At 71.9% G+C, this 21,633-nt stretch carries 21 protein-coding genes; 9 read left to right on the top strand and 12 right to left on the bottom strand.

Annotated features, from left to right (window positions below):
* Positions 1 to 39: 39 nt before the first annotated feature.
* From A6A06_RS04060 to A6A06_RS04040, 6 genes are all read right to left on the bottom strand, one after another.
* Complete coding sequence (locus A6A06_RS04060) at positions 40 to 537, bottom strand: hypothetical protein (RefSeq protein ID WP_242440548.1); 498 nt, start codon at positions 535 to 537, stop codon at positions 40 to 42.
* Positions 538 to 843: 306 nt separating this feature from the next.
* Positions 844 to 1,461, bottom strand: coding sequence for a Maf family protein (locus tag A6A06_RS04055; protein WP_073759786.1), 618 nt, complete (start codon positions 1,459 to 1,461; stop codon positions 844 to 846).
* 87 nt (positions 1,462 to 1,548) lie between these two features.
* Entirely contained in the window at positions 1,549 to 3,018 is a 1,470-nt protein-coding gene (locus tag A6A06_RS04050; RefSeq protein WP_073758793.1) for a peptidoglycan D,D-transpeptidase FtsI family protein, read from the bottom strand.
* Between the two features lie 238 nt (positions 3,019 to 3,256).
* Positions 3,257 to 3,388 (bottom strand): morphogenic membrane protein MmpB, encoded by a 132-nt coding sequence (mmpB, locus tag A6A06_RS43445; protein ID WP_003981923.1) that lies wholly within the window; start codon positions 3,386 to 3,388, stop codon positions 3,257 to 3,259.
* Between the two features lie 93 nt (positions 3,389 to 3,481).
* On the bottom strand, positions 3,482 to 3,697 hold the full coding sequence (locus A6A06_RS04045) for an acyl-CoA carboxylase subunit epsilon (protein WP_073759785.1): 216 nt from the start codon (positions 3,695 to 3,697) through the stop codon (positions 3,482 to 3,484).
* A 70-nt stretch (positions 3,698 to 3,767) separates the two neighbouring features.
* A complete protein-coding gene (locus A6A06_RS04040; RefSeq protein WP_073758791.1) occupies positions 3,768 to 5,357 on the bottom strand; it encodes an acyl-CoA carboxylase subunit beta in 1,590 nt (529 codons plus the stop codon).
* 163 nt (positions 5,358 to 5,520) lie between these two features.
* On the opposite strand from A6A06_RS04040, the gene A6A06_RS04035 reads away from it, so the two are divergent.
* The 5 genes from A6A06_RS04035 (at position 5,521) to hutH (ending at position 11,996) form a co-directional block, all read left to right on the top strand.
* On the top strand, positions 5,521 to 6,534 hold the full coding sequence (locus tag A6A06_RS04035; protein WP_242440547.1) for a biotin--[acetyl-CoA-carboxylase] ligase: 1,014 nt from the start codon (positions 5,521 to 5,523) through the stop codon (positions 6,532 to 6,534).
* A 450-nt stretch (positions 6,535 to 6,984) separates the two neighbouring features.
* Entirely contained in the window at positions 6,985 to 8,166 is a 1,182-nt protein-coding gene (locus tag A6A06_RS04030; RefSeq protein WP_073758789.1) for an adenylate/guanylate cyclase domain-containing protein, read from the top strand.
* A gap of 72 nt (positions 8,167 to 8,238) precedes the next feature.
* The gene (locus A6A06_RS04025; protein WP_073758787.1) at positions 8,239 to 9,033 is read left to right on the top strand and encodes an enoyl-CoA hydratase/isomerase family protein; all 795 of its coding nucleotides are present in this window, start codon (positions 8,239 to 8,241) and stop codon (positions 9,031 to 9,033) included.
* A gap of 206 nt (positions 9,034 to 9,239) precedes the next feature.
* On the top strand, positions 9,240 to 10,328 hold the full coding sequence (locus A6A06_RS04020; protein ID WP_073759783.1) for a GGDEF domain-containing protein: 1,089 nt from the start codon (positions 9,240 to 9,242) through the stop codon (positions 10,326 to 10,328).
* 129 nt (positions 10,329 to 10,457) lie between these two features.
* The gene (gene hutH / locus A6A06_RS04015; protein ID WP_073758785.1) at positions 10,458 to 11,996 is read left to right on the top strand and encodes a histidine ammonia-lyase; all 1,539 of its coding nucleotides are present in this window, start codon (positions 10,458 to 10,460) and stop codon (positions 11,994 to 11,996) included.
* Between the two features lie 228 nt (positions 11,997 to 12,224).
* Here hutH and A6A06_RS04010 read toward each other — a convergent pair whose 3' ends face one another.
* On the bottom strand, positions 12,225 to 12,554 hold the full coding sequence (locus A6A06_RS04010; protein WP_073759781.1) for a hypothetical protein: 330 nt from the start codon (positions 12,552 to 12,554) through the stop codon (positions 12,225 to 12,227).
* Between the two features lie 115 nt (positions 12,555 to 12,669).
* Between A6A06_RS04010 and A6A06_RS04005 the strand changes: the two genes are divergently transcribed.
* The 3 genes from A6A06_RS04005 (at position 12,670) to A6A06_RS03995 (ending at position 15,939) form a co-directional block, all read left to right on the top strand.
* Entirely contained in the window at positions 12,670 to 13,062 is a 393-nt protein-coding gene (locus tag A6A06_RS04005) for a hypothetical protein (RefSeq protein ID WP_073759782.1), read from the top strand.
* Positions 13,063 to 13,333: 271 nt separating this feature from the next.
* Positions 13,334 to 14,578, top strand: coding sequence for a L,D-transpeptidase (locus tag A6A06_RS04000; protein WP_079193768.1), 1,245 nt, complete (start codon positions 13,334 to 13,336; stop codon positions 14,576 to 14,578).
* Positions 14,579 to 14,673: 95 nt separating this feature from the next.
* Positions 14,674 to 15,939, top strand: coding sequence for a DUF2786 domain-containing protein (locus A6A06_RS03995; protein WP_079193767.1), 1,266 nt, complete (start codon positions 14,674 to 14,676; stop codon positions 15,937 to 15,939).
* 32 nt (positions 15,940 to 15,971) lie between these two features.
* On the opposite strand, the gene A6A06_RS03990 is transcribed toward A6A06_RS03995, so the two are convergent.
* The 5 genes from A6A06_RS03990 to A6A06_RS03970 form a co-directional block, all read right to left on the bottom strand.
* Complete coding sequence (locus tag A6A06_RS03990) at positions 15,972 to 16,406, bottom strand: acyl-CoA thioesterase (RefSeq protein WP_073758781.1); 435 nt, start codon at positions 16,404 to 16,406, stop codon at positions 15,972 to 15,974.
* Positions 16,407 to 16,553: 147 nt separating this feature from the next.
* Complete coding sequence (locus A6A06_RS03985; protein ID WP_073758779.1) at positions 16,554 to 16,970, bottom strand: hypothetical protein; 417 nt, start codon at positions 16,968 to 16,970, stop codon at positions 16,554 to 16,556.
* Positions 16,971 to 17,078: 108 nt separating this feature from the next.
* Positions 17,079 to 18,308: a macrolide-inactivating glycosyltransferase gene (gene mgt, locus A6A06_RS03980; RefSeq protein WP_073758777.1), complete on the bottom strand. Its 1,230-nt coding sequence runs from the start codon at positions 18,306 to 18,308 to the stop codon at positions 17,079 to 17,081.
* Between the two features lie 107 nt (positions 18,309 to 18,415).
* Positions 18,416 to 19,081 (bottom strand): peptide-methionine (S)-S-oxide reductase MsrA, encoded by a 666-nt coding sequence (msrA, locus tag A6A06_RS03975; protein WP_073758775.1) that lies wholly within the window; start codon positions 19,079 to 19,081, stop codon positions 18,416 to 18,418.
* Between the two features lie 106 nt (positions 19,082 to 19,187).
* Entirely contained in the window at positions 19,188 to 20,294 is a 1,107-nt protein-coding gene (locus A6A06_RS03970; protein WP_073758773.1) for a hypothetical protein, read from the bottom strand.
* 176 nt (positions 20,295 to 20,470) lie between these two features.
* Between A6A06_RS03970 and A6A06_RS03965 the strand changes: the two genes are divergently transcribed.
* Positions 20,471 to 21,631, top strand: coding sequence for a cystathionine gamma-synthase (locus A6A06_RS03965; protein WP_073758771.1), 1,161 nt, complete (start codon positions 20,471 to 20,473; stop codon positions 21,629 to 21,631).
* Positions 21,632 to 21,633: the final 2 nt, after the last annotated feature.

Below are 21,633 nucleotides of genomic sequence, written 5' to 3'. Positions count from 1 at the left end.
GTCCACGCACCGCCTCGGCTCAGCCGAAGCTGAATGCGATCAGGCGGCGCCCGCGTAGGCGCACTTCTCGCTGACGTTGATCGAGTTGGTGATCTTCGCCGAGCCGCAGCTCTTGGTCGACACGTAGGTGGTCATGCCGCCCGGACGCATCTGGCCGTGGGTGTCCGAGATGTTGGCCTTGGTGTTCTTCCACCGGACCTCGCCCAGGGACTTGCTCTTCATCGTGAGCGTGGCCTCGGGGTTCTTGGAGATCTTGATGGAGACGCTGACGCCGTGGGCCTGCAGCTGGGCGCGGTTCTGGATCCACTTCGCCTTGCGGGGGTTCTTCCCCGACATCTTCGTGGAGGCCTTCCAGTCACAGGCGGAGGTGTAGAAACCGCAGTGCCAGGCGTTGATCGAGATCTTGTTGCCACCCGGGATGCCGACCGAGGTCGAGGCCGAAGTGGCGTGCGCCGGCGACGTGGTCAGTACGAGCGCCGAGGCAGCGAAGGCGGCAGCGGCACCGGACAGCAGGCGCGTACGTATACCCTTATTCATTTACTCAACTTCCCCGTGAGTTACCGCGAACGGCCCCGAGATAAGGAGCCGTAGAGGTGCCGCGCCCCTTATCCCCGGGCGCGGCGGTCGTTCCGAATTCAACACGACACAGCATTCCCGGTGCAACCCGCCGGAACATCGGAAAGAGTGCCCTGGGTCACGCCGGGAATAGAGCCGGATTGTGGTGGGGCCCGGCCGGGCCGGTTATTGGCCCCGGCTCAAATGCGATGGAAGCCGGACATACGCCTTTGTCGCGCCGGCCGGCCGGCAGGCCGGGAACGCACCGGCGAAAGGGTGTCCGACCGGTCAAGCCCAGAGATCGGTGATCGCGACATCCAGGTCCGCCAGCAGGCGCCGCAGCAGCGGCAGGGACAGGCCGATGACGTTGCCGGGGTCGCCGTCGATGCCGTCGACGAACGGCGCGGACCGGCCGTCGAGCGTGAAGGCGCCCGCCACGTACAGGGGCTCGCCGGAGGCCACGTACGCGGCGATCTCCGCGTCGCTCGGCTCGCCGAAGCGGACGGTGGTGGAGGCGGTGGCCGACACCCGGCGGCCCCCGTCCGCCGTGTCGATCACGCAGTGGCCGGTCTGCAGGACGCCGGAGCGGCCGCGCATCGACTTCCAGCGGGCGGTCGCGTCCTCGGCGTCGGCGGGCTTGCCCAGGGCCCGCCCGTCCAGTTCCAGCACCGAGTCGCAGCCGATGACCAGGGCACCGGCGGCTTCGGGGCGCGCGGCCACCGCGGCCGCCTTCGCCTCGGCGAGCACCAGGGCCAGCTCGGCGGGGGAGGCCGCGCTGATCGCGTCCTCGTCCACGCCGCTGACGACGACCTCGGGCGCGAGCCCGGCCTGGCGCAGCAGGCCGAGCCGGGCGGGGGACTGGGAGGCGAGGACGAGACGGCGGGCGGCGCCGGGCTGAACGGTCATGGCCGCCATCGTACGGAGCGGGGCGGACACCGTCCGGTGCCCGCCCCGCTCCGCTGCCGCTCCGCTGCCGCTACGGCCCGCCCCGGCTCACTTGCCGAGCACGGCCTCCATGACCTTCTTGGCGATCGGGCCGCCCAGCTTGCCGCCGGCGATCTCCGAACGCGGGATGTCCATGTCCGACGGGTCGACGAAGACCGCGACCGCGACCGGCGAGCCGTCGCCCTGCTTGGCGTACGAGACGAACCAGGCGTACGGGCGCTCGTCGCGGACGTCCGCGCCGTGCTGGGCGGTACCGGTCTTGGCGCCGACCTTGACGCCGTCGATCAGCGCCTTCTTCGCCGTGCCGTTCTCCGCGGTGTTCTCCATCATCTCCTGCACCTTCTTCGCGGTGCTCTCGGAGACGGCCTGGTTCAGCTCCTTGGGCTCGAACTTCTCGATCGTCGACAGGTCGGGGCCGCGCGTCTCCTCGACCAGGTACGGCTGCATCACCTTGCCGTTGTTGGCGAGTCCGGCGACGACCATGGCCATCTGGAGCGGCGTGCTGGTCAGGCTGCCCTGGCCCATGCCGGTCAGCGCGGTCTGCGGCTTGTCCAGCTTCTGCGGGTAGCCGCTGGTGGCGGTGCGCACGGGGGTGAAGAGCTTCTGGTTGAAGCCGAACTTCTCCGCCGTCTCCCGCATCTTGTCCTTGCCGAGCCGGTTCGCCGCCTCCAGGTAGGTGTTGTTGCAGGACCACTGCATACCGACCTTGAGGGACGCGTTCTCGCACGGCGCGGTGGCGATGTCGTTGCCGACCTTGGTGGACGTCTGGGGCAGCGTGTACGGCACCGGGGACTTCACCGGGGTGTCGATGTCCGGGACCATGCCGTGCTCCAGCGCCGCGGCGGCGGTGAGGATCTTGAACGTGGAGCCGGGCGGGTAGATCTCCAGCGACGCCCGGTTGTTCATCGGCTTGGTCTTGTCCTTGATGAGGGCGGTGTACTTGTCGCCCTCCTTGAAGGAGCTGCCCGCGAAGACGGACGGGTCGTAGGACGGCGTGCTCGCCATGGCGAGGATCTTGCCGGTGCCCGGCTCCAGGGCGACCACCGCGCCCTTGGCCTTGAGGTCGGTCAGGCTCTTGTACGCGACCCGCTGCGCCTTCTCGCTGATGGTCGTCAGCACGTCGCCGCCGCGCGGCTTCTCCCCGGTCAGGATGTCCTTGGCGCGCTTGAGGAAGAGCTTGTCGTCCTTGCCGCTGAGGATGTCCTTGTAGACACCCTCCAGGAACGTGCTGCCCTGCGACTGCGAGGCGTAGCCGGTGATCGGCGCGTACATCGGGCCGTCCTTGTAGACCCGCTTGTACTTGAAGTCGCCGGACGTCGCGACCGACCCGGTGATCGGCTTGCCGCCGACGATGATGTTGCCGCGCGGGTAGGAGAACGCCTCGATCTTCACCCGGCGGTTGTTCTCGTCGTTCGCCAGCGACTCGGCCTGGACGAACTGGACCCAGGTGACGCGTACCAGCAGAGCCAGTACCAGCACCCCGCAGAAGACGGCTATGTGTCTCAGAGGCCTGTTCATCGCTCTCCACTCCCTTGCCGTACGGCCCGGCGCCGCGCGGACCGGCCGTACAGACGCCCGAATTGCGGCCTTCAGCGGTAAAGGATGTCGCAAGCGGGCGTGGCGGTTGCAGTCGGGGTGTGTGAGCTGATGCTCTTCGTCCGTTTTTCGCCGTGCGGGGCTTGAATCCGTCGTGCGGGGTGCCGTCCGCGCGCGTAGGCCGCTTTCCGGCGCTCAGGCCCCGCTCGCTTTCCGGCGCTCAGGCCCCGCCCACGAGCATCACCATCAGCACGACCGCGGCGACGGCCAGCACGATGCCCATCCGCCGGAGCATCGCCTGTACCTGGCGGAGCTCCTCGGGAGGCTCGTCGGGCGGATCGGACCACAGCATCCTTCGATCCTGCGCCCGGAACGCCGACGGCGCCTGAGTACGCGTACTCAAGCGCCGCCGGGTGCCGATACCACGGCGTGCGGCTGCCGGGCCTCAGCGGGGCCAGTAGCTCGTACGCCAGGCCCGCGGGCCCGGGTGCGGCAGCCGGCGGCGCGGGACCGTGGACGCCGGGTCGGCCCATTCGTCCGTACGGTCCGCGCCGGGCGCGGCGGAGGCGGCGGCAGCGGCCGCCGCCGCGCGGGTGCGAACCACCGCCAGTGCGGCGGCCAGCTCCTCGGGTGTGGGGTTGCCCCGGACGACCTTGATCATGGTCAACCGACCTCCTGGAGGGGTTGCGGCGAGCGGCGGGCTGCGCCGTCGGTGGCGGGCACGGGCGGTCCTACAGCGGAATGTTGCCGTGCTTCTTCGGGGGCAGCGCCTCGCGCTTGTTGCGCAGCGTGCGCAGCCCGCGGACGATGTGCCGACGGGTCTCCGACGGCATGATCACCGCGTCCACGTAGCCGCGCTCGGCCGCCACGTACGGGTTGAGCAGGGCGTCCTCGTACTCCTGGATCAGCTCCTGGCGGCGGGTGTCCTGCGCGGCCGGGTCCTCGATGGCGGCCAGCGTGCGGCGGTGCAGGATGTTGACCGCGCCCTGCGCGCCCATGACCGCGATCTGCGCGGTCGGCCAGGCCAGGTTCAGGTCCGCGCCCAGGTGCTTGGAGCCCATGACGTCGTACGCGCCGCCGAACGCCTTGCGCGTGATCACCGTGATCAGCGGAACCGTCGCTTCCGCGTAGGCGTAGATCAGCTTGGCGCCGCGCCGGATGATGCCGTCCCATTCCTGGTCCGTACCCGGCAGGAAGCCCGGTACGTCCACGAACGTCAGCACGGGCACGTTGAACGCGTCGCAGGTGCGCACGAACCGCGCGGCCTTCTCGCTCGCGTTGATGTCCAGGGTGCCCGCGAACTGCATCGGCTGGTTGGCGACCACGCCGACCGCGTGCCCCTCCACCCGGCCGAAGCCGGTGACCATGTTCGGCGCGAACAGCGCCTGCGTCTCCAGGAACTCGCCGTCGTCGAGGACGTGCTCGATGGCGGTGTGCATGTCGTACGGCTGGTTCGCCGAGTCCGGGATCAGCGTGTCCAGCTCGCGGTCGTACTCCGAGGTCTCCAGGTCCGCCTCCTCGGGGAAGGCGGGCGGCTCGGAGAGGTTGTTGGACGGCAGGTAGGACAGCAGCGCCTTGACGTACTCGATGGCGTCCTTCTCGTCGCCCGCCATGTGGTGCGCGACGCCGGAGGTGCTGTTGTGCGTACGGGCGCCGCCCAGCTCCTCGAAGCCCACGTCCTCACCGGTGACGGTCTTGATGACGTCGGGCCCGGTGATGAACATGTGCGAGGTCTGGTCGACCATGACCGTGAAGTCGGTGATGGCGGGGGAGTAGACCGCGCCGCCCGCGCACGGGCCGACGATCAGCGAGATCTGCGGGACCACGCCGGAGGCGTGCACATTGCGGCGGAAGATCTCCGCGAACAGGCCGAGGGCCGCGACGCCCTCCTGGATGCGGGCGCCGCCGCCGTCGTTGATGCCGACGACCGGACAGCCGTTCTTCAGCGCGAAGTCCATCACCTTGACGATCTTCTCGCCGTAGACCTCGCCCAGCGAACCGCCGAAGATGGTGAAGTCCTGCGAGTACACGCAGACCGTGCGGCCGTCGACGGTGCCGTAACCGGTCACGACACCGTCGCCGTAGGGCCGGTTCTGCTCCAGCCCGAAGTTGGTCGAACGGTGCCGCGCGAACTCGTCCAGCTCGACGAACGAGCCCTCGTCGAGCAGCAGCTCCACGCGCTCACGCGCCGTCAGCTTGCCCTTCGCGTGCTGCTTTTCCACGGCCCGCGCCGACCCGGCGTGGGTGGCCTCCTCGATCCTGCGCTGGAGGTCGGCCAGCTTGCCCGCGGTCGTGGTGATGTGTGCTTCCGGCTCGGACATCGGGATGCGGCTCCTGCTCGTCCTGGACTGGTGCTCGTACGAGGCTGGACTGGTGCTCGTACGAGGGGGGTACGGGGGTTGAACGGGGTTGGCTACCGCTTCGTAGCGTATCGGCGGGACTGCTCAGCGGCACTGCGTCGTTGACCACACCTAGGCTGGGGCCATGACGCCTCAACCACCGGAAAACCAGGACAAAGACCGCTCGGGCGGCGGCGACGGCGATGCGGCGCGCGAAGAGCGCGGCGCCGCGGCGGGGCCGGGAGCGGGTCAGGGAGCGGGTCCGGAAGCGGGTGCGCGGGCCGGGCAGGGTGCGGGGACGGGGCCGGGCGGCGGTGCGGCCGGGGGGCGCTGGTCCGACCTGGAGCGGCCGCCGCTGAACCGGACGGCGCTGCGGCGCGCCCTGCTGCGGCCCGGGTCGCTGTGGACCGACATCGACGTCGTGCCCCTGACCGGCTCGACCAACAGCGACCTCGCCGCACGGGCGGCCGGAGGCCTGGCCGAAGGGGCCGTCCTCGTCGCCGAGGAGCAGTCGGCCGCGCGCGGCCGACTGGACCGCAGGTGGTCGGCGCCGCCGCGCTCGGGCCTCTTCTTCTCCTTCTACCTCACCCCGCGGGTCCCCGTGGAGCGCTGGGGCTGGCTGCCGCTGCTCGCCGGGGTGGCGACGGCCAGCGCGGTGGCCCGCACCGCGGGCGTGGACACCGCCCTGAAGTGGCCCAACGACCTGCTGGTCACCGTCGGCGAGGAGGAGCGCAAGGCCGGCGGCATCCTCGCGGAGCGCGCCGGTGACGGCGTGGTCGTCGGCATCGGCCTGAACGTGTCGCTGCGCGCCTCGGAACTGCCCGTACCCGGCGCCGGTTCGCTGGCCCTGGCCGGTGCCGGGGTCACCGACCGGGACCCGGTGCTGCGGGCCGTGCTGCGGTCGGTCGAGGACTGGTACGGGCAGTGGACCGCGGCGGACGGCGACGCGGCGGCCTGCCGCCTCCAGGACGCGTACGCGGCCGGGTGCGCCACGCTCGGCCGGGCCGTACGGGCCGAACTGCCCGGGGACCGGGAACTGCTCGGCGAGGCGGTGGCCATCGACGGCGACGGGCGGCTGGTGCTCGCCACGGAGGAGGGCATGCAGCGGCCGGTCGCGGCGGGGGACATCGTGCATCTGCGGCCGGCGCCGGGGGCGTAGCGAGCGGCCGGGGGAACAGGTCGGCGGAACGGCCGACGGAACGGCCGACGGAATGGCCGAGGGAATGGCCGAGGGAATGGGCTGAGAGAAGCGGGCCGAGGGTACGGGCTGTCCCCGGGGCGGGAGTCCTGCTCCCCTCCCGGGGTGTCCAACTGCCGTCCAACCGTCGGCGGCGGAGTTCCGGGCGCTCTCCCGCGGCGGCCGGGCCGGTGGCGCCGATGCGCGCCTTCGCTCCTCCCCGCGTCCGCATGGCGGTCAGAAATGATCAGATCCTGGTCAAGAAGGCACGGGAGCAATCGCACTTATGTGTCGATCGGGGCGATAGCGACGGGGCGTGAGAGTGAGCCAGAGCACACCTGCCGTATCGTTGAGGCCGTCCGCCGTGGAGCGGGCGAACGAACGAGCAGTGATCGGAAGGGCAGTGCGCAGGGAACGGACAGGGAGCGAGCGGTGACCGCCGACGACGCGGGAGCCGGCCCGCGCGAAGCGGACATCGCCCCTCGTGAGACGGGGGCCGCTCCTCGTGAGGACGGCCCGGCGCCTGCGGACGGCGCGGCACGCGCCGACGGCGCGGGGGGCGAACCCGACGACGACACCATCGCCATCCGCCTGGAACAGCTGATCCTCGGCTCCGACCGCCGCTACACCCCCTTCCAGGCGGCCCGCAGCGCCGGTGTCTCCATGGAGCTGGCCTCCCGCTTCTGGCGCGCCATGGGCTTCGCGGACATCGGCCAGGTCAAGGCGCTGACCGAGGCCGACGTGCTGGCGCTGCGGCGGCTGGCGGGCCTGGTGGAGGCCGGTCTGCTCAGCGAGGCGATGGCGGTGCAGGTGGCCCGCTCCACCGGGCAGACCACGGCCCGGCTCGCCGACTGGCAGATCGACTCGTTCCTGGAGGGCCTGACCGAGCCCCAGGACTCCGGCCTGACCCGTACGGAAATCACCTACCCCCTCGTCGAACTCCTCCTGCCCGAGCTGGAGGAGTTCCTCGTCTACGTCTGGCGCCGCCAGCTCGCCGCCGCGACCGGCCGCGTCGTGCAGGCCCAGGACGACGCGGAGATGGTCGACCGGCGCCTCGCCGTGGGCTTCGCCGACCTGGTCGGCTTCACCCGGCTGACCCGCCGCCTGGAGGAGGAGGAACTGGGCGAGCTGGTCGAGGCGTTCGAGACCACGGCCGCCGACCTGGTCGCCGCGCACGGCGGCCGGCTCATCAAGACGCTCGGCGACGAGGTGCTGTTCGCGGCCGACGACGCGGGGACGGCGGCCGAGATCGGCCTCCGCCTCATCGAGACCATGGCCAACGACGAGACGATGCCGGAGCTGCGCGTCGGCATCGCGTTCGGGACGGTCACGACGCGGATGGGCGATGTCTTCGGTACGACCGTGAACCTGGCCAGCCGCCTCACGTCGATAGCCCCGAAGGACACGGTGCTGGTGGACGAGGCGTTCGCGGAGGAGCTGGGGCGGACGGGCGAGGCGCCGGTCTCCGAGGCCGACGCGAAGGCCGCCGCCGCGGCGGCCGAGGGCGGCGCGGGACCGCTGCCCGAGTACCGGTTCGCGTTGCAGCCGATGTGGCAGCGGCCGGTGCGGGGGCTGGGGGTCGTCGAACCCTGGCTGCTCAGCCGTCGCGGCTGAACGGTACGCCCCCGGTCCGGCGCGCCCCCTGGTTAAAGTGACGGAACGATCGTTAACCAGGGAGGGTGCTGCATGGACACGCAACGCTTCGGGGACTTCGTCGGCGTACACCGGCACGGCCACGTGGCCGAACTGCGGCTCGACCGGCCGAAGGCGATGAACGCCGTGTCCACGGCCATGGCCGACGGCATCGGCGCCGCCTGCGCCGCGCTCGCCGCCGACCGGGACGTACGCGTCACCGTGCTGACCTCCACCCACGAGCGGGCCTTCTGCGTGGGCGCCGACCTGAAGGAACGGAACTCCTTCAGCGACGCCGACCTGATGCGGCAGCGCCCGCGCGCCCGTGCCGCCTACACCGGCGTCCTGGAACTGCCGATGCCGACCATCGCGGCCGTACACGGTTTCGCGCTCGGCGGCGGGTACGAGCTGGCGCTGTCCTGCGACCTGATCGTGGCGGACCGCACCGCCGTGGTCGGGCTGCCCGAGGTGTCGGTCGGCGTCATCCCCGGAGGCGGCGGCACGCAGCTGCTGCCGCGGCGGGTGGGGGCGGCCAGGGCGGCCGAGCTGATCTTCACGGGACGCCGGGTGGAGGCGGCGGAGGCGCGGGAGCTGGGGCTCGTCGACCAGCTGGTGGACGAGAGCCAGGACACCCCGGAAGCCCTGGCCCTCGCCGGACGCATCGCCCGCAACTCCCCGGTCGGCCTCCGCGCGGCCAAGCGCGCCCTGCGCCTCGGCCACGGCCTCGACCTGCGCACCGGCCTGGACCTGGAGGACGGCGCGTGGCGCAGCGTCGCCTTCTCGGCGGACCGGGCCGAGGGCGTCTCCGCCTTCAACGAGAAGCGGCGCCCGGAGTGGCCGGGCGAGTAGGCCCCCGGTCCGCGCCGGGCGCGGGCACCGCCGCCGGGTATCGCCTCCGGACGCCGCCTCCGGGCCCGGCCCGGCGGAAAAGGGCGGACGCCCGCCATCGTTCCTACGCTGTAGTGACACGAAGTGCTCACGGTGACGGAATGTGAGGTCCGGTGACGGGCGAGGGCGATGACAGGCTGCGGGCCGTGGTGGCACTGGCGCAGGCCATGGCGGCGGCGCACACCCCGCGCGAGTCGGTGCGGGCCGCCGCGGAAGGGGTGCGGGCGGCCCTGGGGGGTTCCTTCGCGGCGATCTCGGCCTGGGAGCGGGAGCTGGGACAGCTGAAAGTGCTGGTCAACGTCGGGGCACTGGCCGAGGGGGAGACGGAGTACCCGGAGCGCGAGTCGTACCCGGTGCACGAGTTCCCGGAGATCGTCGGGTTTCTGCACGAGCAGTGGGCCGGGGGCGGCCAGCCCAACGCCTGGGTCGAGACCGCCGGGGACGGGACGGACGACGGCCCGTACAACCACCAGCGGGTGGCCGCGCTGCGCCGCCGGGGCCGCGGCTGCTGCGTGGTCGCGCCGATCGTGCTGCACGGGCGCGCGTGGGGCGAGCTGTACGTGGCCCGCTCGGCCGGGGAGCCGGTCTTCACCCGTGCCGACGCGGATTTCGCCACCGTACTGGCCGCGGTGACGGCTGCCGGGATCGCGCAGACGGAGCGGCTGGCGGAGGCGCGCCGGCTGGCGTTCACGGACGCGCTGACCGGTCTCGCCAACCGGCGCGCGGTCGACATGCGGCTCGACGAGGCCCTGGAGCGCCACCGCCGGGACGGCGCGGTGGTGAGCCTGGTGGTGTGCGATCTGAACGGGCTGAAGCGGGTGAACGACTCGCGCGGGCACGCCGTCGGCGACCGGCTGCTGGAACGATTCGGCTCGGTGCTCTCGCTGTGCGGCGCCATACTGCCGGGCACCCTCGCCGCCCGGCTCGGCGGCGACGAGTTCTGCCTGCTCACGGAGGGGCCGTCGGCCGACGAGGTGGCCAAGGTGGCCGGGGAGCTGTGCGACCGCGCGGCGGAGCTGGAGCTGGGCGAGGGGGTGGCGGTCGGCGTCGCGTCGACCGGCGACCCGATCGGCCCGGTGCGCTCGGCCCGGCGGCTGTTCCGGCTGGCGGACGCCGCCCAGTACCGGGCGAAGGGGGCCGGTTCGCGGGCCCCTGTGGTCGCGGGCCGGGACGGCGGAACGGGCGACCCGGTGGTCCGCCTGGCGGATGCCCCGGAGCCCGCCCCGTCGACGGAGCGCCGCCGCTTCCGGCGGTGAGCCGCCCGCTCGGCGCCGGGTGAGCCGTCTCCCGCGCAGTGGCGGCGGAACGGCCGCTCGGCGGCCGGCCTGCTGGAAATCCAGTGGTGACATCCAGGGATTCAGTCTCTAGGGTGCCTGAATATGGATATGCACACTGTGGTGCTGGGGACGTCCGGCACGACCGCACAGGACGTCATCGCCGTCGCCCGCGGCGCCGCCCGTATCGAGCTGTCCGAGGAGGCCATGGCGGCCGTCGCGGCCGCCCGCGCGGTCATCGACGACCTCGCCGCCAAGCCGGAACCGGTGTACGGCGTCTCCACGGGCTTCGGCGCCCTGGCCGTACGCCACATCAGCCCCGAGCTGCGGGCCCAGCTCCAGCGCAACATCGTGCGCTCGCACGCCGCCGGCATGGGCCCGCGGGTGGAGCGCGAGGTGGTGCGCGCGCTGATGTTCCTGCGCCTGAAGACCCTGGCCTCCGGACGCACGGGCGTCCGGCCGCTCGTCGTCGGCACCATGGCCGAGATCCTCAACGCCGGGATCACCCCGGTCGTCCACGAGTACGGCTCGCTCGGCTGCTCCGGCGACCTCGCACCGCTGTCGCACTGCGCGCTGACGCTCATGGGGGAGGGCGAGGCGGAGGGCCCCGACGGCGTCGTACGGCCCGCCGGCGAGCTGCTCGCCGAGCACGGCATCGCGCCGGTCGAGCTGCGTGAGAAGGAGGGCCTGGCCCTCCTGAACGGCACCGACGGAATGCTCGGCATGCTGGTCATGGCCTGCGCCGACCTGGCCCGCCTGTTCACCACGGCGGACATCACCGCGGCGCTCTCCCTGGAGGCGCTGCTCGGTACGGACAAGGTGCTCGCGCCGGAGCTGCACGCCATCCGCCCGCACCCCGGGCAGGCCGCCTCGGCCGCCAACATGCTCAAGGTCCTGGCCGGCTCCGGACTCACCGGCCACCACCAGGACGACGCGCCGCGCGTCCAGGACGCGTACTCCATCCGCTGCGCCCCGCAGGTCGCGGGCGCGGGCCGGGACACCCTGGACCACGCCCGCCTGGTCGCGGGCCGCGAGCTGGCGGCCGCCGTGGACAACCCGGTGGTGCTGGAGGACGGCCGGGTCGAGTCGAACGGCAACTTCCACGGCGCGCCGGTCGCGTACGTACTGGACTTCCTCGCGGTCGCGGCCGCCGACCTCGGCTCGATCGCGGAGCGCCGTACGGACCGCCTGCTGGACAAGAACCGCTCGCACGGCCTGCCCGCGTTCCTGGCCGGCGACCCGGGTGTCGACTCGGGCCTGATGATCGCCCAGTACACGCAGGCGGCCCTGGTCAGCGAGCTGAAGCGGCTGGCCGCGCCCGCGTCGGTGGACTCCATCCCGTCCTCCGCGATGCAGGAGGACCACGTCTCGATGGGCTGGTCGGCGGCGCGCAAGCTGCGTACCGCCGTGGACAACCTGACCCGGGTGCTCGCCGTCGAGCTGTACGCGGCGACCCGCGCGGTGGAGATGCGCGAGGGCCTGACCCCGGCGCCGGCCACCCGTGCGGTACTGGACGCCGTACGGGCCGCGGGCGTCCAGGGCCCGGGGGAGGACCGCTTCCTCGCGCCGGACCTGGAGGCCGCGTACGACTTCGTACGAGGCGGCCGGCTGGTCGAGGCGGTCGAGGCGGTCACCGGCGAGCTGGCCTGACGGCGGGGCCGGGGAGCGGGCGGACCCGGCGGCGCGAATAGGTCCGGAGGGGCGGACAGGGCCTGGGGACGGGCGGCGCCGGTCCGGGGCGGGCGTGGCCCGCTTCGCCGGGCTGCCCCGCCCCCGGAGATCCACGCTCCGTCGCGCCCTTACGCGGCCTGGCGGGTTTTCGCGCGCCGACGCGCGTATTCCGTGCTTCTTCCGTACTTCTTTGCCAGGTCGGGTTGCTCAGAGCGCGTCGCCGCGCGTGCGGCGGACGGAGAACCCGACCAGCCCGGCGCCGAGGCCGAGGAAGGCGGCACCGCCGATGACGTACGGCGTGGTGTCGAAGGCGCCGGTGTCGGCGAGGAGCGTGTCCTGCTCGTCCCCGGCGCCCTGCTGGGCCTGACCGGGCTGCGCGGCGGCGTTCGACTGCGGGGTGGCGGCCTGCTGGGCCGGATTGCCGTGCGTCTTCCGGTCGCCGTGTTCGACGGTGGCGTTCGCGGACGGTACGAACCACAGGGCGAGCAGTACCGATCCCGCGGCTGCGGCGGTCAGCAGTGGTCGACGAGCGGTCACGGGCACGGAAACGATCCCCCTTGTGGGCTCGGCAAATTGACCGTTGACAACAGATGTTAGTGACAGCCGCGGGTCGTGGGGAAGTCAGGAGCCGGTGGTGCTTACGCTCCCAGACATGAGCAATGACGAGACATCACGGTTTGTCCGGCTCCACGTCGAACTGGTCATGGAGGTCGCCGATTCGGACCGGCTGACCGGCGCGGCACTCGACCACATCAACGGTGACCCTTCTCTACCCGCGGAGGAGCGCGGGCATGCGCAGGAAACGGTCCGGACCGATCCGGCGGAGGCGCTGGCGTACCTCGTGGACCCCTTCGACCTGGTCGAGAGCGTGCCGGGGGTGGAGCTGACGCAGGCGTCGTGGAGCAGCGAGGAGATCGACTACGACGCCGACGCGGAGTGGGTCCTCGGGCACGACGCGGAGGACGACGACGTCCCGGAGGACGAGGACTCCGAAGGGGCCGGGGGCGCCGGGAGGGCCGGGGACGAGGTGCGGGTCCGCTTCTGAGGCCGGGACGGCCCGCCCCACGGACATCCGCCCCGCGGCCGCCCGCCGCACAGCCGCACGCCTCGCGGGCACCCGGCCCCGCGGACGCCACGTGATCCCCGTACGACGGCCGTCGCCGTACGGGGGTTGCGTGGCGTTTCCCACAACCGAGCCATGTATGGAACGGACGAAACGGAACAGACGTTGCTGAGGTGTCGGACCGGCAGTCTGCGGTGCGACGCCCGGCTCGGGGGTTTCCGGGTTCGGCAGCAAGGCAATGGAGAATCGTGTGATGACGGACAGCAAGCGTCGCAAGGGCCTGATAGCCACTGCCGCGCTGCTCGGGGGTGTGCTGACACTCGGGGCATGCGGTGGCGGCGACGGCGGTGACGGGGGCGGCCACGACAACACGAAGAAGGTCGACGAGGCGGCGGCCAAGGACGCCTCGGAAGCCAAGATCAAGATCGAGCCGAAGAACGGCTCGGACGACGCGGGCATCAACAGCGCCGCCAAGGTCACCGTCGACAGCGGCAAGCTCACCGACGTCAAGATGACCTCCGGTGAGAACAAGAAGCCCGTCGAGGGCACGCTCGCCGCCGACGGCAGCTCCTGGAAGCCGAAGAAGCAGCTGGAGCGCTCGACCAAGTACACGATCACCGCCCACGCCGCCGACTCCGAGGGCCGCAAGGCGGTGGAGCACTCCACCTTCACCACGGTGTCCCCGAAGAACAGCTTCATAGGGAACTACACCCCGGAGGACGGCTCGACCGTCGGCGTCGGCATGCCGGTGTCGGTCACCTTCGACAAGCCGGTGAAGAACAAGAAGGACGTCCAGTCCGCGATCAAGGTGGCGTCCAGCAGCAACCAGGACGTCGTCGGTCACTGGTTCGGTGACCAGCGCCTGGACTTCCGCCCGAAGGACTACTGGAAGCCCAACTCCAAGATCAGCGTGGACCTGAAGCTGGACGGCGTCGAGGCCGCGCCCGGCGTCAAGGGCGTCCAGAACAAGTCGGTGAACTTCCAGGTCGGCCGCTCGCAGGTCAGCACCGTCGACGCCAAGACCCACCAGATGACCGTGGTGCGCGACGGCAAGACGATCAAGACCATCCCGATCTCCGCGGGCAGCAAGGACCACCCGACGTACAACGGCAAGATGGTGGTCTCGGAGAAGTACCAGCAGACCCGGATGGACGGCTCCACGGTCGGCTTCACCAACAACGACGGCAAGGGCGAGTACGACATCCCCGACGTGCCGCACGCCATGCGCCTGTCCAACTCCGGCACGTTCCTGCACGGCAACTACTGGGGCAAGGGCATCTTCGGCAACGCCAACACCAGCCACGGCTGCATCGGCCTGGAGGACGCGAAGGGCGCCGGCGACCCGGGCACGGACGGCGCCTGGTTCTACCAGAACTCGCTGGTCGGCGACGTCGTCCACATGGTCAACTCCCCGGACAAGACCATCAAGCCCGACAACGGCCTCAACGGCTGGAACATGGACTGGAACGAGTGGGTGGCGGGCAGCGCCGTGAAGTAGCCCTTCCCGGCCCCACGCCTCCCCCCCCCGCGTACGCGCCGACGGGCGGTTCCCTCGATGACCGGGGGAGCCGCCCGTCTCCGTAAAGTGGCCGGGTGAGCAAGCGCAAGGACGGACAGCGGCAGCAGGGCCGGGCCGCGGCCGGTGAACTGATCGGCACCGTGGTCGGCAGCGTCCGGTACGCCGAGGACGGGGCACCCGCCGAAGACGCGCTGGAGGCCGGCGCCTCGATGCTGGCAGCCGCGCCCGCAGGCCCGGCGGCCGTCAGCGCCGCACTGCTGGCCGCGGCGGAGGACGGCGTACGCCGTTGCTGGCAGGGCGGCTGGCAGCCCGCCGACCTGGAGCGGATCGTACGGCGCGAGACGGGCGGCGGCGCGCCCACCGCCGTCGTCGTGGACGCGATGGCAGCCGAGGCGCAGTGCGCGGGACGGGCGGCGGAGCGCGCCCGCGGCCCCCGCTGGACAGCGCAGCTGCGCGACCTGGACGCCGAGGTCTGGTGGGCGTCGGAAACCGGTTACCTGGAAGAGCTTGCGCACCGCCGCCGCAGCTCGCGCTTCGAGACGACGTACGACGTGCTGGCAGCGCTGCGCGTCCTGGGACGGCTGCCCCGCATCACGCCCCTGCCGGCCCCGCAGCCCGTACGCGCGGGCACCCCCGCCGAGTCACGCGCCCTCGGCCGCATCCGGGGCCTGCTGGCCAAGGCCGAGGGTACGGACTACCCGGAGGAGGCCGAGGCGCTGTCGGCCAAGGCCCAGGAGCTGATGGCGCGGCACAGCATCGACGAGGCGCTGCTCGACCACGCCGGAGCGGCCGGTGGCCACGGCGGCGGCCCGGCCGGCGCGCCCTCGGCCATCCGTATCGGCATCGAGGGCCCGTACGAGCAGGCGAAGGCGCTGCTGCTCGACGCCGTCGCCGCCGCCAACCGCTGCCAGGCCGTCTGGTCCGGTGACGTCGGCTTCTCCACCCTCGTCGGCTTCGAGGCCGACCTGGAGGCGGCCGAGCTGCTCTACACCTCGCTGCTCCTCCAGGCCACCACCGCCATGCACCGCGCGGGCGACGAGCACCACAGCCGCGGCCGGTCCCGCCGCACCCGCGACTTCCGGCAGACCTTCCTCGTCGCGTACGCCGACCGCATCCGCGCCCGCCTGGCGGCGGCCACCGACGAGGCGACCGCCGAGGCCGCGGGCGGCGCGCCGGACCTCCTGCCGGTACTGGCCGCCCGCGAGGTCGCCGTGGCCGAGACCACCGGCGAACTGTTCCCCGACACGGCCGCCGTCCGCATGCGCGGCGTACGCGACGCCGCGGGCTGGGAACAGGGCGCCGCAGCCGCCGACCGCGCAAGACTGAACCACCACCCCTGACCCCAGCCCTCCAGCTCTCCCCCCATCTCCCTTTACACCCCCAACAACCCCGGCTCCCCCGCCAGCGCCCGGAAGTACTCCGCCGGACCGCCGACCAGCTTCCGCGCCGTCAGGTCCATCAGCCCGCCCACCGCCGTCACCCGGGCCGCCACCGCGCCGTCGTCCACCCGCCGGATCTCCTGCTCCATCCGGAACGTCTTGCCCTCACCCCACACGAACGCGCAGGTCACCTCGGCCTCGTCACCGGCCCGCAGCTCCCGCAGATACCGGACGGTGGTCTCCAGCGTGACCGGCCCGACTCCTTTGGCCAGCAAGTCGCTCTGCTGGATACCGGCCGCCTGCAACAGCGACCACCTGGCGTGCTCCGCGTACTGCAGGTACACGCTGCTGTTCAAGTGCCCCTGGGAGTCCGTCTCGTACCCGCGCACGGAAACCCGCACGGCGAACCCGCCCCGACCTGCGCCCACGCGCCCTCCTCCACCCTGCCGCCATGACCTCAGCCGTTACCCCCGGGGTAACGCCTCCGGCCCTCTCCCCGACCACACTGACAACAACAACCAAGCCTCACAAGCCACTTACGGGGCCCCAGGCTCGCCTGTGTCCCTCACGTCGGCTCAGTGAACGACAACACCGGGGACGAGAGCGACGAGTCCGGAAACGAAGCTCCCCAGCCCGGCCAGCGTGACGACCGTCGCCTTGCCGTCCGAGAAGAGACCGGCGCAGAAGGCGCGCACCTGTCGGCGGACGACCAGCATCTTCAGCTTCTGCCAACGGTGTTGGCGGATGTGGCAGCCCAGCAGGAGCCCGGAGGCATTGTTGCGGCAGCCGTCCGCATGCCCCCGTACCGGGGCCCTGCACGTCACCGGCGCCTGGAAGAAGCTCCACAGGAACACGACGGCGGACAGCGTGATCACTACAGCCGGACCCGCGGCGGAATTGACCCATGCCGCGATCAGTAAGGCGCCGGCCAGAACACCCCACCACTGCCCCAGTCCGCCGAGACGACCGCCGCGTGCCCCCGAAGTAGCCATGAGGAAATGGTGATGCCTCGGAGGAGCGACGGCGCCCTGGAACGGTCATTCGTCCCAATGTGAGACGGCGGCTTCCGCCGGGCTCCCGCCCAGGTGCTGCCGGCCTCTCTACTCAGCCATCCCGGCCGTTCCGGCGGGCAATTCCGCCTCGATGAGGTCAGCCGCCCGGCGGGTGCCGCCCTCGGTGGCCATCTGCCGTTGGATGGTGGCGAGGCGGTGTCCCACTTCCGGGTCGTCGAGGAGGGCGAGCACCGCTGTGCGGAGGGTGGTGGCGTCCGCCTGGTCCATCGGGATGTGGCGGGCCACGCCCAGCTCCTGGAGCGTGTCCGCGTTGCCGAACTGGTCGACGGCCTGCGGGACGGCCACCATGGGCGTCGCGGTGGCCAGTCCCTCCTGGCTGCCGCCGGCTCCGGCGTGGGTGATGAAGGCGTCCGCCTTCCTCAGGATCGCCAACTGCGGTACCCAGTCGCGCACGTCGACGTTGGCGGGGACCTCCCCCAGCTCGTCGACGGTGACGTGCTTGCCCACCTGGAGTACGACGTGCCAGCCCGGCAGGTCGCCGAACGCCTTGATGCACTCGCGGTAGAACCCGGGCTGCTTGGTGAACGACGAGCCGAGCGAGACGAGCAGCACACGCTCGGCGTCCGCGGGCCGCTCCCAGCCGTCCTGTGCGGCCTGATCGCCCTGGCAGGCGCCGACGAAGGTGTGCACCTTCTCGTCGACCCGGTGGGCGTTCGGCTGAAGCGCCTTGGGGATGAGCACGATCGACCGGCCCGGACGGCCGACGAACGGGTCGGGGTGCTGCGTGATCCCGTTCTCCGCCAGCCAGTTGGTGAACTTCTCGTAGTACGCCCTGCCGCGCCCGGTCGCCTTGGGCTCTGCCCACATCGGCTCGGCGACCTCCTCCTCGTACCCCTGCCACGCGACGAGGTTCGGCGAGAGGGAGATCGCGGGCACGCCCCAGCGGTGGGCCAGGACGCGTGCCGGGTACGAGGTGATGTCGTGCAGTACGAGGTCCGGCTCGTCCCCTCGGTACGCCTCGATGAGCTGCGGCAGCGCCTGGATCGCGTCGTCCAGGAACGGCTCGACGTTGTCGAGCAGCGTGGTGCCCCACGCCGACGGGTCGCTGTCGGGTGACGGCAGCGTCGTGCGGTACGGGACCGGCTCGGCGCCGGTCCCGGCGATCTTCTCCGCCAGGAGGGGAGGGATCGCGTACGTGACGCGGTGCCCGCGGGCGACGAGCTCCCGGATCACTTCGAGGCTCGGGTTCACGTGCCCGTGGGCGGCGATGGAGAACATGGCGATATGGGCACGTTTGTCTTGCTCTTGGTTCGGCACGTCCTCAAGCTAAGCGAGACGAAACGTCTCGTTCAACTTCTTTTCCGGACCCGGCCCGGAGCCGGATCGGCCCCGGCTCGCAAGACCGGAGCTCATCCGCCGGCAGCTCACCCGTCGGCGGGCGCCACGCCCACCGGGCACGACACGCCCGTCCCGCCGATCCCGCAGTACCCCGCCGGGTTCTTGTCCAGGTACTGCTGGTGGTAGCCCTCGGCCGGATAGAAGGGCCGGTCGGCGGACGGGAGGATCTCGGTGGTGATGTCGCCGTAGCCGGAGGAGGCCAGGACGGACTGGTAGGCGGTGCGGGAGGCTTCGGCCGTCTGCTGGTCGGCGGGGGAGTGGGTGTAGACGGCGGAGCGGTACTGGGTGCCGGTGTCGTTGCCCTGGCGGAAGCCCTGGGTGGGGTCGTGGGACTCCCAGAAGACCTTCAGGAGGGCGTCGTACGAGACCTTGGCGGGGTCGTAGACGACGCGGACCGCTTCGGTGTGGCCCGTCAGGCCGCTGCACACCTCTTCGTAGGCAGGGTTCGGGGTGTGGCCGCCCTGGTAGCCGGCCAGGGTCGTCCAGACGCCCTCGGTCTGCCAGAACTTGCGCTCGGCGCCCCAGAAGCAGCCCAGGCCGAAGTCGGCGATCCGCAGGTGCTCGGGGTAGGGGCCGAGGAGCGGGGTGCCGAGGACCGTGTGCCGGTCGGGGACGGCGAAGTCGCGCTCGGGGCGGCCCTTGAGGGCCTCCTCGGCGGTGGGGAGGGCGTTCTTGAAGCGGTTGAAGAGCATGGCGTCTCGCTCCAGGGGTTGCGTGGGAGGGCGGTGGCGGCCTGTCGGGACAACATCGGGAGGGGGAGACGCATTCCGGGGCGGGTGCCCGCCGCCGGGCCGCCGGTCACGGCTGCGGGCGGAAGTCCGAGGAGGCGCCGCCGCCGCGCTCCCAGCCGGCCACGGCCAGGGCGCGGTACGCGGCGTACTCGGCGGCGGGACTGCTGCCGTACGACCACGGGACGGCGCCGACGTGGCCGTCGACCAGGCGGAGCTGTTCCACGGCTTCCTCGTAGCGCTCGGCGCGGACGAGGAACCAGATGAGCAGATGCCGGACGTGCGGGGCCATGGGGTGGTCCGCCGGGGCCTCGCGCAGCGCGAAGTGCGCGCCCTCCACGGCCCGTTCGACGACGGCGCTCTGGTAGAGGCCGCGAACCATGTTGGCCTCGGGCAGGTGGTCGTAGACGGCGAAGAGCGGAAGGGCGGGGAGCAGGCTCCTGGCCGGGGCGGCCGCTGCGGCGCTCTCGGTGAACGCGGCGGCCTCCTCCTTGGAGCCGTGCCACTTCTGCGACCAGTAGGGCAGCGCGGCGAGATGCGCGCCCATGTGGTGCGGGGCACGCTGGGTGATCTTCGACCACAGTGCGTCGTAGTCCGCGCGGCGGTCGCCGAGGCCGCGGGCGACGGCCAGCTCGGTGATGTACGAGACGGGGCTGCCGGGGGCCAGCAGGGCCGCCTCGTGGCAGACCGTGCGGGCCTCCTCCAGGATCATGCGGAAGTCTTGCGAGGAGGGGTCGCGGAGCGCCTGGATGACGAGGAACTGGGCGTGGGTCTGCGCGCCGCCCGGATCCTTGGGGGCCTCGGAGCGCCACGTACGCAGCCAGATGCCGCCCTGACCGGGCCGCTCCGCCAGTTCGAACGCGGCGGCCCCGGCGAGCGTCTGCACGCGCTGCCAGCGGCGCTCCCAGTCCTCGCCGGTGGCCTTCAGCAGCTGCGCGGCCGGGCGCCAGTCGTGGGTGCGCCGGATCTCGTCGAGGGCCTCCTCCAGCTCCTGGTCGGGCCCTGGCAGCCGTACGTCGAGCTCCTGGGCCGGGACGAACCCGTAGCCCGCCATGGGGTCGGTGGCCACCGCCAGCCCCTGCCGGGCCTGCTGCGCGGCCTGTCGGCGCCGCAGCCAGGGCAGCAGGACGAGGCCGCCGAGAGCGGCGGCGGCGAAGAGAACCAGCAGAGCGTCCATGTGGTCAGTCTCGGATTCCGGTAGGAGGAGGGCGGCGGGGAGGCGGGGTGGGACGGGGTGAGTGGGGCCGTGGGCGGGCTCGGGCGGGGCGCGGATGTGTCTTGTATGTATCCACTATCCAGCGAAGCAGAAAGTTCCGAAAAGTTCGCGGGTGTGGACGACTACCCTCGGCAGATATGAGCGATCAGCGCGAACAGCGCCCCCAGAATTTCGAAACCCTTGCCATTCACGCAGGTCAGGAGCCCGACGAGGCGACCGGCGCGGTGGTACCGCCCATCTACCAGGTGTCCACCTACAAGCAGGACGGCGTGGGCGGGCTGCGCGGCGGCTACGAGTACAGCCGCAGCGCGAACCCGACCCGTACCGCGCTGGAGGAGAACCTGGCCGCCCTCGACGGCGGCAGCCGCGGTCTGGCCTTCGCCTCCGGGCTCGCGGCCGAGGACTGCCTGCTGCGCACCCTCCTGGTCCCCGGCGACCACGTGGTCATCCCCAATGACGCGTACGGCGGCACGTTCCGCCTGATTTCGAAGGTCGTCGAGCGGTGGGGCGTGGAGTGGTCGGTCGCCGACACCTCCGACCCGCAGGCCGTACGGGACGCCCTGCGCCCCCGTACGAAGGCGATCTGGGTGGAGACGCCCAGCAACCCGCTCCTCGGCATCACGGACATCCCCGCCCTCGCGGCCGTCGCGCGCGACGCCGGAATCCGTCTCGTCGTGGACAACACCTTCGCCAGCCCCTACCTCCAGCAGCCGCTGGCCCTCGGCGCGGACGTGGTGGTCTACTCCACGACCAAGTACATGGGCGGCCACTCCGACGTGGTCGGCGGCGCGCTCGTCGTCAACGACACCGACCTCGGTGACGAACTGGCCTACCACCAGAACGCGATGGGCGCGGTGGCCGGACCGTTCGACTCGTGGCTGGTGATGCGCGGCCTGAAGACGCTGGCCGTACGGATGGACCGGCACAGCGCCAACGCGGCCCGCATCGCCGAGCTGCTCGCCTCGCACGACAAGGTGACGCAGGTCTACTACCCGGGCCTGGAGGAGCACCCCGGCCACGAGATCGCGGCCAAGCAGATGCGTTCCTTCGGCGGCATGGTGTCCTTCCGCGTCGTGGGCGGCGAACAGGCCGCGGTGGAGGTCTGCAACCGCGCCCGGCTGTTCACCCTCGGTGAGTCGCTGGGCGGCGTGGAGTCGCTGATCGAGCACCCGGGCCGGATGACGCACGCCTCGACGGCGGGCTCCCTGCTGGAGGTCCCGGACGACCTCGTACGCCTCTCGGTCGGCATCGAGTCGATCGACGACCTGGTCGCGGACCTCACCCAGGCGCTGGGCTGAGC

Origin of the sequence: Streptomyces sp. CB02923, from assembly GCF_001905005.1 — a bacterium.
Lineage (GTDB): Bacteria > Actinomycetota > Actinomycetes > Streptomycetales > Streptomycetaceae > Streptomyces.
Note: the sequence above shows the minus strand (reverse complement) of the source record. Positions and strands in the feature narration are given on the sequence as shown.